This window comes from Streptomyces sp. NPDC007088, from assembly GCF_042869355.1.
Taxonomy (GTDB): domain Bacteria; phylum Actinomycetota; class Actinomycetes; order Streptomycetales; family Streptomycetaceae; genus Streptomyces.
This window is the reverse complement of sequence record NZ_JBIAFO010000011.1, coordinates 65,455-76,984: the sequence shown is the minus strand read 5'-3', so window position 1 is coordinate 76,984 and position 11,530 is coordinate 65,455. Positions and strand designations below refer to the sequence as shown.

9 protein-coding genes are annotated in these 11,530 nt (G+C 71.7%); 6 read left to right on the top strand and 3 right to left on the bottom strand.

The features are described from left to right. The first annotated feature begins 289 nt into the window (after window positions 1–289). The 5 genes from acs to ACFYMP_RS19055 all read left to right on the top strand — a co-directional run bounded on the left by acs (window position 290) and on the right by ACFYMP_RS19055 (window position 6,649). Window positions 290–2,221, top strand: coding sequence for an acetate--CoA ligase (gene acs, locus ACFYMP_RS19075; protein WP_388859019.1), 1,932 nt, complete (start codon window positions 290–292; stop codon window positions 2,219–2,221). A 528-nt stretch (window positions 2,222–2,749) separates the two neighbouring features. After that, window positions 2,750–4,300, top strand: a complete 1,551-nt coding sequence (gene nhaA, locus ACFYMP_RS19070; protein WP_388858530.1) for a Na+/H+ antiporter NhaA — start codon at window positions 2,750–2,752, stop codon at window positions 4,298–4,300. Between the two features lie 499 nt (window positions 4,301–4,799). Then, entirely contained in the window at window positions 4,800–5,378 is a 579-nt protein-coding gene (locus ACFYMP_RS19065; RefSeq protein ID WP_388858527.1) for a phage holin family protein, read from the top strand. Then, window positions 5,375–6,313 (top strand): alpha/beta fold hydrolase, encoded by a 939-nt coding sequence (locus ACFYMP_RS19060; RefSeq protein WP_388858524.1) that lies wholly within the window; start codon window positions 5,375–5,377, stop codon window positions 6,311–6,313. Before ACFYMP_RS19065 ends, ACFYMP_RS19060 begins: the two co-directional genes overlap by 4 nt. Window positions 6,314–6,457: 144 nt before the next feature. Further along, window positions 6,458–6,649, top strand: coding sequence for a hypothetical protein (locus ACFYMP_RS19055; RefSeq protein ID WP_388858521.1), 192 nt, complete (start codon window positions 6,458–6,460; stop codon window positions 6,647–6,649). A 138-nt stretch (window positions 6,650–6,787) separates the two neighbouring features. Here ACFYMP_RS19055 and ACFYMP_RS19050 read toward each other — a convergent pair whose 3' ends face one another. From ACFYMP_RS19050 to nth, 3 genes are all read right to left on the bottom strand, one after another. Continuing rightward, window positions 6,788–7,987 (bottom strand): MarP family serine protease, encoded by a 1,200-nt coding sequence (locus ACFYMP_RS19050; protein ID WP_388858518.1) that lies wholly within the window; start codon window positions 7,985–7,987, stop codon window positions 6,788–6,790. Between the two features lie 12 nt (window positions 7,988–7,999). After that, window positions 8,000–8,803, bottom strand: a complete 804-nt coding sequence (locus ACFYMP_RS19045; RefSeq protein WP_388858514.1) for an NUDIX hydrolase — start codon at window positions 8,801–8,803, stop codon at window positions 8,000–8,002. Between the two features lie 471 nt (window positions 8,804–9,274). Then, complete coding sequence (gene nth, locus ACFYMP_RS19040) at window positions 9,275–10,441, bottom strand: endonuclease III (protein WP_388858511.1); 1,167 nt, start codon at window positions 10,439–10,441, stop codon at window positions 9,275–9,277. Between the two features lie 350 nt (window positions 10,442–10,791). Here nth and ACFYMP_RS19035 point away from each other — a divergent pair, with 350 nt between their 5' ends. Continuing rightward, a complete protein-coding gene (locus tag ACFYMP_RS19035) occupies window positions 10,792–11,466 on the top strand; it encodes a Crp/Fnr family transcriptional regulator (protein WP_363145580.1) in 675 nt (224 codons plus the stop codon). Window positions 11,467–11,530: the final 64 nt, after the last annotated feature.

Here is an 11,530-nt window from a genome sequence, read left to right as displayed (position 1 = left end):
ACCCCGAAAGGGTGCCGGTCGCGGTTGCGAACCGTCAGGGGTGGAAGAAGCAAAGGAGCAGGCGGGAGGGCTTGCGCCGGGCCTGGCTGTTCGTGCGGTGCGGTGAACCCTCCACCTGCGGGATACGTGCCATCGGTGTCGGGTCTCCTGATCCGCGCACCCCTGCCAGTATCGGGGCGGACGGGGGTTGACCTCGTCTACGCGCAAGCGTTGAATCCCCCTGGCAGAACAGAATTGGTCTACACCACGGGAGGGTGGGTCAGTGAGCGAGCGTTCGTCTATCGCCAACATGCTCAAGGAAGAGCGGAAGTTCCCGCCACCGGCGGATCTGGCGGCGCACGCCAACGTGAAGGCGGACGCCTACGCGCGGGCCGAGGAGGACCGCCTCGGCTTCTGGGCCGATCAGGCCCGCAGGCTCAGCTGGGCCACGGAGCCGACCGAGACCCTCGACTGGTCCAACCCGCCGTTCGCGAAGTGGTTCGCGGACGGGAAGCTCAACGTCGCCTACAACTGCGTGGACCGGCATGTCGAGGCGGGCCACGGCGACCGGGTCGCCATCCACTTCGAGGGTGAGCCGGGCGACAGCCGGTCGATCACCTACGCGGAGCTGAAGGACGAGGTCTCACGCGCCGCCAACGCGCTGATCGAGCTGGGTGTGGGCACCGGTGACCGCGTCGCCGTCTATCTGCCGATGATCCCCGAGGCGGTCGTCGCGATGCTGGCCTGCGCGCGGATCGGGGCGATGCACTCGGTGGTCTTCGGCGGTTTCTCCGCGGACGCCATCGCGGCCCGGATCGCCGACGCGGACGCGAAGGTCGTCATCACGGCCGACGGCGGGTACCGCCGTTCGAAGCCCACCTCGCTCAAGCCCGCGGTGGACGAGGCGGTCTCGCGGTTCGAGACGGTCGAGCACGTGCTCGTGGTCCGGCGCACCGGCCAGGAGGTCGGCTGGACCGAGGGACGCGACGTGTGGTGGCACGAGGTCGTGGAGCGCCAGTCCGCCGAGCACACCCCCGAGCCCTTCGACGCCGAGCACCCGCTGTTCATCCTGTACACCTCGGGTACGACGGGGAAGCCGAAGGGCATCCTGCACACCTCGGGCGGCTACCTGACACAGACCTCGTTCACCCACCACGCGGTGTTCGACCTCAAGCCGGAGACCGACGTCTACTGGTGCACCGCCGACATCGGCTGGGTCACCGGGCACTCGTACATCGTCTACGGGCCGCTGTCGAACGGCGCGACGCAGGTCATGTACGAGGGCACCCCGGACACCCCGCACCAGGGCCGGTTCTGGGAGATCGTGCAGAAGTACGGCGTGACGATCCTGTACGCGGCGCCGACCGCGATCCGGACCTTCATGAAGTGGGGCGACGACATCCCCGCGAAGTTCGACCTGTCCTCGTTGCGGGTGCTCGGTTCGGTGGGTGAGCCGATCAACCCCGAGGCGTGGATGTGGTACCGGAAGAACATCGGTCACGACAACGCGCCGATCGTGGACACTTGGTGGCAGACCGAGACCGGTTCCATGATGATCTCCCCGCTGCCCGGGGTGACGGCGACCAAGCCCGGTTCGGCGCAGACCCCGCTGCCCGGGATCGCCGCGACGGTCGTGGACGACGAGGGCAACGAGGTGGCGAACGGCGGGGGCGGCTACCTCGTGCTGACCGAGCCGTGGCCCTCCATGCTGCGCACCATCTGGGGTGACGACCAGCGGTTCGTCGACACGTACTGGTCGCGGTTCGAGGGCAAGTACTTCGCGGGTGACGGTGCGAAGAAGGACGAGGACGGCGACATCTGGCTGCTGGGCCGGGTCGATGACGTCATGCTCGTCTCGGGGCACAACATCTCGACCACCGAGGTCGAGTCGGCGCTCGTCTCGCACCCGGCGGTGGCCGAGGCCGCCGTGGTCGGCGCGGACGACGCGACGACGGGCCAGTCGATCGTGGCCTTCGTCATCCTGCGCGGTTCGGCCGCGGAGTCCGAGGATCTGGTGGCCGATCTGCGTAACCACGTGGGCCGCACTCTCGGCCCGATCGCCAAGCCGAAGCGGGTCCTGCCGGTGCAGGAACTGCCGAAGACGCGCTCCGGGAAGATCATGCGGCGGCTGCTGCGGGATGTCGCGGAGAACCGTGAGCTGGGCGATGTCACGACGCTGACCGACTCGGCGGTGATGGACCTCATCCAGACGCAGCTGCCGAGCGCGGGAAGCAACGACTGAACGGGGTCTGAGAAGGGACCGGGACGAGGCGGAGAGGACGGGGCGGGCGGGGAGAGGAGCGCGCGGGGGCGCGGGCGGCGCGGGCGGACACAGGATTACGCCCGAGCCCGCTCCTCTCCCCTGGATGGGCTCGCGTCCCCTGGATGGGCTCGCGCCACCCACGCGAGGTGAGAGCCACCCGTTAGGGTGAGAGGCACGCCCCAGCGCGGAGCGGACCACAACGGAAGTCACAACAGAAGAGGGGTGCCGGGAAGTCTGGTCGGCGGCTGTAGTCAACGCCGCGCGGCGCCTGTGAGGCGCCGGCCCATATCCCGGAGGCACCCTTCCGTGACACCCCCGTCCTCGTCCGGCCCGTCGGGCACCCCGCCCGACCCGTCCGGCCCCTCAGGCACCCCGCCCGACCCGTCCGGCCCTGACTGTTCCCCGCACCCCGGTTCCCCGGCCCCCGGTTCCCCAACACCCGCCCCTCCCCCCACCCCTCTTCCCGGCGCCACCCCGGCCCGTTCCCGGCCCAAGGTGTTCGGGCGGTTGCCGCTGCCGGAGTACCGATACCTCGCGGACGCCTTGCGCGCCGAGACGCTGGGCGGGGTGCTGCTGCTGACGGCCGCCGTACTGGCCCTGATCTGGGCGAACACCCCGTTGTCCGGGAGTTACGCCTCCGTGCGGGACTTCCACTTCGGCCCCGCCTCGCTGGGGCTGCGCCTGTCGGTGGAGCACTGGGCGGCCGACGGGCTGCTCGCGGTCTTCTTCTTCGTCGCGGGAGCGGAGCTGAAGCGGGAGCTGGTCGCGGGTGATCTGCGCGATCCGCGGGCGGCGGCGCTGCCGGTGGTCGCGGCGGCCTGCGGGATGATCGCCCCGGCTCTCGTGTACACGGTGGTCAACGTGGCCGGGGGCGGGGACCTGGGCGGCTGGGCGGTGCCCACGGCGACCGACATCGCCTTCGCGCTCGCGGTCCTCGCGGTGCTCGGCACCTCGCTGCCGTCCCCGCTGCGGGCCTTTCTGCTGACGCTCGCCGTCGTCGACGACCTGTTCGCCATCCTGATCATCGCGGTCTTCTTCACGAGCGACCTGGACTTCGCGGCGCTGGGCGGGGCCTGCGCCGGGCTCCTCGTCTTCTGGGTGCTCGTACGGAAGAACGTACGCGGCTGGTACGTCCACGTCCCGCTGGCCCTGGTGATCTGGGGCCTCATGTACAACAGCGGCGTGCACGCGACGATCGCCGGGGTCGCGATGGGGCTGATGCTGCGGTGCACGCGCCGGGAGGGCGAGGCGGTCTCACCGGGGGAGCGGATCGACCATCAGGTCAGGCCGCTGTCCGCCGGTCTCGCGGTCCCGCTGTTCGCGCTCTTCTCGGCCGGGGTGAGCGTCTCGGGCGGCGCTCTCGGGGACGTCTTCAGCCGTCCGGAGACGCTCGGTGTGGTGCTGGGCCTGGTGGTCGGCAAGGCGCTGGGGATCTTCGGCGGTACGTGGACGACGGTGCGCTTCACGCGGGCCTCGCTGAGCGGGGAACTGGCCTGGGCGGACCTGTTCGCGGTCTCCGTGCTCGCGGGGATCGGCTTCACGGTGTCCCTGCTCATCGGGGAGCTGGCCTTCCCCGGCGATCCCGGACTGGCCGACGAGGTGAAGGCCGCCGTTCTGACCGGTTCACTGATCGCCGTACTCCTCGCGGCGGTCCTGCTGCGCAGGCGTAACCGGGTGTACCGGCGGATCGCTCTGGAGGAGGAACGGGACGAGGACCGGGACGCGGTGCCCGACGTCTACCAGGAGGACGATCCCGAGCACCACTTGCGGCTGGCGGTCCTGTACGAGCGGAAGGCCGCCGCGGAGCGGAGACAGGCGGCGGCACTCGGCGGAGGGCTGCCCGCGGCGGAACGTACCGGCCACCGCCCCGGGCCGGCGCGGACCCCGGCGGAGGGCGACGGGCACGGGTCCGGGTCCGGGGACGAGGACGAGGACTCCGGGAACGAGGACCCCGGGAACGAGGACAAGGACGAGGACAGGGGCGGGCACGCTCCGACGGACGCCACCGCCGGTACCGCCTCCCCCACCGGCACACCGCGCGGCGCCGGCGATCCCTGAACGGAGGACGGGGACTCCTCCCCTCGTCAGAACGGAGGATCATCCCCTCATGAGAACGAGGCGCCTCCCCATAGAGCCCCATAGAGCCCCATAGATCCCCGTAGATGCCCCGTAGATCCCCCGTAGAACAGAGGCTTCGCCCTTTCAGGTCAGTCTCCCCGGCTGGTTCGGCTCCCCCGTCCGCGCGCCTTCGCCACGCCCGTACGGCGCAACGTCAGAAAGGCGGCGGAGAGCGGGGCGCCGGAGGGCGGCCGTCGCGGGGAGGCGGCAAGTGGGCGGCGCGCCACGGGAAGCCGCGGGAAGCGAGGCACGGGGTTCAGGAGTCGGCGGGCCGGGTGGGGGAAGCGGCAAGGACAGGGGTCCGGCATGATCTGAGGTCTGACCCTGTTTCGGGCCGCGGCGCCGGGGCCTCCGGAGCCACCCGCCGGGACAACCGGGGCGGACGACAGCAGGGCCACCCCTGGCCGGGTGGCCCGGGGAAGAGATGAGGGAGTACGCGATGAGCGCACCTGACAGCGCAGACCGCAGCCTCGGCAACGCGAGCGCCGGACTCGGCAGCGCGGACCGCAGCCTCGGCGAACTGGTCGCCTCGGCCACCGCCGAGATGTCCGCGCTGATGCACGACGAGATCGCTCTGGCCAAGTCGCAGCTCAAGCAGGACGTGAAGCGGGGCGCGGTCAGCGGCGGCACGGGGGCCGTCGCCGGGGCGATCCTGATCTTCTCGCTGCCGATGCTGAGTTTCGCCCTGGCCTACGGGATTCAGGCGTGGAGCGACTGGCACATCTCGGTGTGCTTCCTGCTGTCCTTCGCCGCGAACGTCCTGGTCGCCGTCCTGTTCCTGCTGGTGGCCGCCGTCTTCGGCAAGAAGGCCAAGAACGGCAGGGGCCCGCAGAAGGCGATCGCCGCCGCGAAGACCGATGCCGGGGTGCTCTCCAACGCCAAGCCGCACCCGCGTCCCGAGGTGCCGGAGCTGGAGAAGTTCCCGGCCCTGGAGCAGCCCGCTCTCACCAAGGAGCAGCCGGCCCTCGCCAAGGGGGAGGCTGGCAGCACCGCGGCTGTGGCACGCTCGTCCTCATGACCGCCTCTGCCCCCCATTCGGCGCAACCCGCCTCCGTCGTCCGCATCGAGGGTCCGTGGACCCACCGGGACGTCGCGGCCAACGGCGCACGCTTCCACATCGTGGAGGCCGGTGAGGGGCCGCTCGTCATGCTCGTGCACGGCTTCCCGCAGTTCTGGTGGGCGTGGCGGCACCAGCTGACCGCGCTCGCCGAGGCCGGTTACCGTGCCGTGGCGATGGACCTGCGCGGGGTCGGCGGCAGCGACCGCACGCCGCGCGGCTACGACCCGGCCAACCTGGCGCTCGACATCACGGGCGTCATCCGTTCCCTGGGCGAGCCGGACGCCGCTCTCGTCGGGCACGACCTGGGCGGCTATCTCGCGTGGACGGCGGCCGTGATGCGGCCGAAGCTGGTGCGCCGCCTCGCCGTTTCCTCGATGCCGCATCCGCGCCGCTGGCGTTCGGCGATGCTCGCCGACGTGAAGCAGAGCGCGGCCGGTTCGCACATCTGGGGTTTTCAGCGGCCCTGGGTGCCGGAGCGGCAGCTCGTGGCGGACGACGGCGCGCTGGTGGGCCGGCTGATCCGGGACTGGTCGGGGCAGCGGCCGCCCGACGACAAGGCGGTGACGACGTACCAGCGGGCCATGTGCATCCCGTCGACGGCGCACTGCTCGGTCGAGCCGTACCGGTGGCTCGTGCGCTCGCTGGCCCGGCCGGACGGCGTGCAGTTCTACCGGCGCATGAAGCGTCCCGTACGGGTGCCGACGCTGCATCTGCACGGCTCGCTGGACCCGGTGCTGCGCACGCGCAGCGCGGCCGGGTCCGGGGAGTACGTGGAGGCCCCCTACCGCTGGCGGCTCTTCGACGGCCTCGGGCACTTCCCGCACGAGGAGGACCACCTGGCCTTCTCCACGGAGCTGGTGAACTGGCTCAAGGACCCCGAACCCGACCGCTGAGCCCCGGCCGGCGGGCCGCCTGCCCCCACGCGTCGCTCAACGGACGCCCCTGACCGCCCATCGAACATGTGTTGCCAGCCGCATAGGCCAATTGGGGACCGGCGCCGCGATTACCGACCTTGGGGGCCGGGCAGACGTGGGGGTATGGGCTGGACGCACGATTACAGTGACGCCGCACGCGACCGCCGCTCAGCCACCGCGCTGAACAGCCGTGAGGGGGTCGGCCCGTTCGTACCGGGCCACGACCATCCCTCCCAGGAGGGGGTCGGAATCCCCCACATTCTGCGCCGCCGGGCCCGCTGGGTCTCGGCGCGCCTGAAGCACACGCGCCCCTGACCGCACGCGCACCACCACTTCACCGGCCGCCGCCTTCCGGCGGCCGCCATCATCTTCGCCCCCGCACACCCACCTGACGACGCGATACGGCGACCGGGACCGCCCGGTCGCCGTATCGCGTCGTCAGGTGGGCGCGGCTCAGAGCGCGCAGCCCTCGCTGTCCACCCGCTGGTCGGCGGAGCGGCCCTTCTCGGCGTCCTCGCGGACCTCGTCGCCGGTGAGGGCGTAGCCGGTGTCCGGGTCGTCGAGGGACTTCGCGAAGACGACGCCGTAGACCTTCCCCCCGGGCGTCAGCAGCGGTCCGCCGGAGTTGCCCTGACGCACGGTCGCGTACAGCGAGTAGACGTCACGGCGGACGGTGCCGCGGTGGTAGATGTCCGGGCCGTTGGCGGTGATGCGGCTGCGGACGCGAGCGGGCCGCACGTCGTACGCGCCGTTCTCCGGGAAGCCCGCGACGATCGCGCCGCTGTCCGCGGAGGCGTCGCTCTCGGCGAACTTGAGGGCGGGGGCGGGCAGTCCGGGCACGTCGAGTACGGCGATGTCGCGGGCCCAGTCGTAGAGCACGACCGTCCCGTCGTAGCGCCGGCCCTCGCCGCCGATCTGCACGGTGGGTTCCTTGACGCCGCCGACGACGTGCGCGTTGGTCATGACGCGGTTCTTCGCGAACACGAAGCCGCTGCCTTCGAGGACCTTCCCGCAGCCGGTGGCGGTGCCGACGACCTTGACGACGGACTGGCGCGCGGTCCTCGCCACGGTGCTGTTCGCGAGGGCCGGGTCGGGCGGGTCGACCTGCTTGATCGGCTCGTTCGAGAACGGGCTGAAGACCTGCGGGAAGCCGTTCTGCGCGAGCACCGAGCTGAAGTCGGCGAACCACGTGTCGGCCTGCTGCGGAAGGGCCCGGGACACGCCGAGCAGGACCTTGGAGTTACGGACCTGCTTGCCGAGCGTCGGCAGCGTCGTGCCGGCGAGCGCCGAACCGATGAGCCAGGCCACGAGCAGCATCGCGAGCACGTTGACGAGGGCTCCGCCGGTCGCGTCGAGCGCCCGCGCGGGGCTCCAGGTGATGTGCGTGCGGAGCTTGTTGCCGAGGTGGGTGGTGAGGGCCTGGCCGACCGAGGCGCACACGATGACCACGATCACCGCGACGACGGCGGCGGTCGTACTCACCTCCGAGTTGTCGGTCAGGCTGTCCCAGAGCACGGGCAGCACGTACACGGCGACGAGTCCGCCGCCGAGGAAACCGATCACCGAGAGGATGCCGACGACGAAACCCTGGCGGTAGCCGACGATCGCGAACCACACGGCGGCGGCCAGCAGAAAGATGTCCAGCGCGTTCACTGAGCCACCCTGTCACGAGCGCCAGTCGAGTGAGACACGCTTACGGCGATCCCACGGGCGTTCCCAGCCCGCGAGGTGCAGGACGCGGTCGATCACTCCGGCGGTGAATCCCCAGACCAGCGCGGAGCGCACGAGGAAGGCCGGGCCCTCGTGACCGCGCGGGTGCACGGCCGTGGCGCGGTTGGCGGGGTCGGTGAGTTCGCTCAGGGGCACGGTGAAGACCCGGGCCGTCTCCCCCGGGTCGACGGCGCGCACCGGGCTCGGGCTGCGCCACCAGCCGAGCACCGGGGTCACCACGAACTCGCTGACCGGGATGTAGAGCCGCGGCAGCACCGCGAAGACCTGCACCCCGGCGGGGTCGAGACCGGTCTCCTCCTGCGCCTCGCGCAGGGCGGCGCGCAGCGGCCCGGTGGTCCGCGGATCGCCGTCCACGGGGTCGAGGGAACCGCCGGGGAACGAGGGCTGCCCCGCGTGCGAACGCAGGGAGGTGGCGCGCTCGGTCAGCAGTATCTCTGGACCGTCGGCGCCCTCCCCGAACAGGATCAGCACCGCGGACTGCCGGCCCGCGCCGCTCTTTGGCGGCAGGAACCGGCTGAGCTGCTCACCGCGTACGGTGCCGGCGGCCCGTACGACCGGGTCGAGCCAGCCGGGGAGGCCGTCGGTGCGGACGGCGGGGGCGGGGGCCTGGCCCGCCGGGCCCGACGGGTCCCACCGGGTGTCCCCCGGGCCGCTCTCCCCGGAGCGCGGCCCCGCCCGGTGCGAGGGGGGCGGGACGGGGGTGCTCAGGGCCGCCGTCGTCCCGTTCGCGCCGTTCATGCCGCTTGTCGCGCTCGTCCCGCTTGACGTGCTCGTGCCGCTTATCGTGCTTGTCCCGCTTATCGTGCTCGTCCCGCTTGTCGCGCGGTCCTCGCTCAGCGCGTTCTCGGTCGTGCCGTCCGTGCTCAGTGTCGCTTCACCGCCAGGTGCTTCCTCCGGCCGTCCCCGGCCGGATCGTCGTCGGTCCGTGTCGTCCTTCGCGGCGCGCCGGTCCGGGTCTTGCTTCGTGGCGCGCCGGTCCGGGTCTTCCCTCGGGACGCGCCGGTCCGGGGCTGCCTTCGCGGCGCGCCGGTCCGGGTCGTCCATCGTGGCCCGCCCGTCCGAGGCGTCCCTCGTGGCGCGCCGGTCCGTGTCCATCCCGGCACGCCGGTCCGTGTCCTTCATGGGGCGTCGCTCTCCCGCTCCCCCGCCATCCATGCCCGTCGTTCTCCCGCACAACGCCTGTCCTCGCCCGGTTCGTTCCTTCGCAGGTCAGGCACCCAGGGGCGGGGCGGGCGGGCCGGGGAAGCCGGGCGGGGGCTTGAGCCGCTGTCCGGGCATCCCGCCCTTCTCGTACTTGAGCAGCTTCGTGGCCTTCTCCGGGTCCGTCTCACCGACACCGTACGAAGGGCAGAGCGGGGCGATCGGGCAGGCCCCGCACGCGGGCTTGCGGGCGTGGCAGATCCGGCGGCCGTGGAAGATCACCCGGTGCGAGAGCATCGTCCACTCGCTCTCCGGGAAGATCGCGGCGACGTCCGCCTCGACCTTCACCGGGTCCTCCTCCGCCGTCCACTTCCAGCGCCGGGCGAGCCGCCCGAAGTGCGTGTCGACGGTGATCCCCGGGACACCGAAAGCGTTACCAAGGACGACAAAAGCCGTTTTCCTGCCCACTCCGGGCAGCTTCACGAGGTCCTTCAGCTCGCCCGGGACCTCGCCGCCGAACTCGTCACGCAGGGCCGCGGAGAGGCCGAGCAGCGAGCGGGCCTTGGCGCGGAAGAACCCGGTCGGCCGAATGACCTCCTCCAGTTCCTCCGGGACCGCCGCCGCCATGTCCTCCGGAGTCGGGTACCTCGCGAACAACGCCGGGGTCGTCTGGTTCACCCGCAGGTCGGTGGTCTGCGCGGACAGCACCGTGGCGACGAGGAGCTGGAAGGGGTTCTCGAAGTCCAGCTCGGGGTGGGCGTACGGGTAGACCTCGGCCAGTTCCTCGTTGATGAGGTGCGCCCGGTGCACCATCGCGGCCCGCGACTCCCGTTTCGCGAAACCGGGGGGACGGGCGGACGCGGAGGTCTTCTTGGCGGGGGCCTTCCTGGCCGCGGTCTTCCCGGCGGAAGCCTTGCCGGCGGGAGCCTTCTTGGCGGAAGCCTTCGCGGGAGCCTTCTTGGCCGCCGCCTTCTTGGCGGGGGTCTTCTTCGCCGCCGCCTTCTTGGCGGGGGTCTTCTTGGCGGCGGTCTTGGTCGCGGCCGCCTTGGTCGCGGCCGTCTTGCCCGTCGCGGCGGTCTTGCCCGTCGCGCTCTCGGCCGCTCCCGTCGCCGCGGCGCCCGCTCCCGCGCTCTTGGCTCCCGCGCTCTTGGCTCCCGCGCTCTTGGCTCCCGCGCTCTTCACCGCCGCGCTCTTCGCTCCCGCGGTTTTCGCCGCCGCCGTCTTCTCAGCTGTCACGTCGTGCCCTCCGAACCCTCCGTCGAAGCCCTTCCCCGGTGTGTCGTCTGCCGCTCTCATGCGCTCTTACGGGCCCATCAGGTGCATGTTCGCCCAGAGCGGAATCGAGGGGACGTCCCGCGCCGCCCACCCCTCTGGCCTGTGCTCTCACGGGTGTGTTGGGCACTCGGTCAGCGTAGAGGGCGGTGCGGACATTCGCCGTCGAGGACGGGGTAGAGCACTCCAATCGGCCCCCTACCGCTCGGGACACGACAAGCGTGCGGCAGACTTGTGACTGATCACACTGTTTGGCACGTCCGGCAAAATGGGGTCCGACCGGTCCCCTGAGCAGGTCGACAAGGAGAGAACTCGTGGATGACGTTCTGCGACGCGCCCCGCTGTTCGCGGCGCTCGATGACGAACAGGCTGCGGAACTCCGCGCCTCCATGAGTGAGGTGACCCTCGCCCGTGGAGAGGCTCTCTTCCACGAGGGCGAGCCGGGAGACCGCCTCTACGTGGTGACCGAGGGCAAGGTGAAACTGCACCGCACCTCGCCGGACGGCCGCGAGAACATGCTCGCGGTGCTCGGCCCCGGTGAGCTGATCGGCGAGCTGTCGCTGTTCGACCCGGGCCCGCGTACGGCCACCGCCTCCGCGCTGACCGAGGTGAAGCTGCTCGGCCTCGGCCACGGCGACCTCCAGCCCTGGCTCAACGGCCGCCCCGAGGTGGCCGCGGCCCTGCTGCGCGCCGTGGCCCGCCGACTGCGCAAGACCAACGACCAGATGTCCGATCTGGTCTTCTCGGACGTCCCCGGCCGCGTGGCCCGCGCCCTGCTCGACCTGTCGCGCCGCTTCGGCGTGCAGTCGGAGGAGGGCATCCACGTCGTGCACGACCTGACCCAGGAGGAGCTGGCCCAGCTCGTCGGCGCCTCCCGCGAGACGGTCAACAAGGCGCTCGCCGACTTCGCCGGACGCGGCTGGCTGCGTCTGGAGGCACGCGCGGTGATCCTCCTCGACGTCGAGCGGCTGGCGAAGCGCTCGCGCTGACCCCCGGCGCCCCGCGCCCCCGCCCGCACGTCCGGGCCCACGACCACGACGGCGGCCGGCCCCC

What these genes read in the sequence shown, in the direction of transcription:
- ACFYMP_RS19055 (WP_388858521.1), top strand. Translation starts at nt 6,458, where the DNA reads ATGGGCTGGACGCACGATTACAGTGACGCCGCACGCGACCGCCGCTCA.
- ACFYMP_RS19045 (WP_388858514.1), bottom strand. Translation starts at nt 8,803, where the DNA reads ATGAACGGCGCGAACGGGACGACGGCGGCCCTGAGCACCCCCGTCCCG.
- ACFYMP_RS19065 (WP_388858527.1), top strand. Translation starts at nt 4,800, where the DNA reads ATGAGCGCACCTGACAGCGCAGACCGCAGCCTCGGCAACGCGAGCGCC.
- acs (WP_388859019.1), top strand. Translation starts at nt 290, where the DNA reads ATGCTCAAGGAAGAGCGGAAGTTCCCGCCACCGGCGGATCTGGCGGCG.
- ACFYMP_RS19060 (WP_388858524.1), top strand. Translation starts at nt 5,375, where the DNA reads ATGACCGCCTCTGCCCCCCATTCGGCGCAACCCGCCTCCGTCGTCCGC.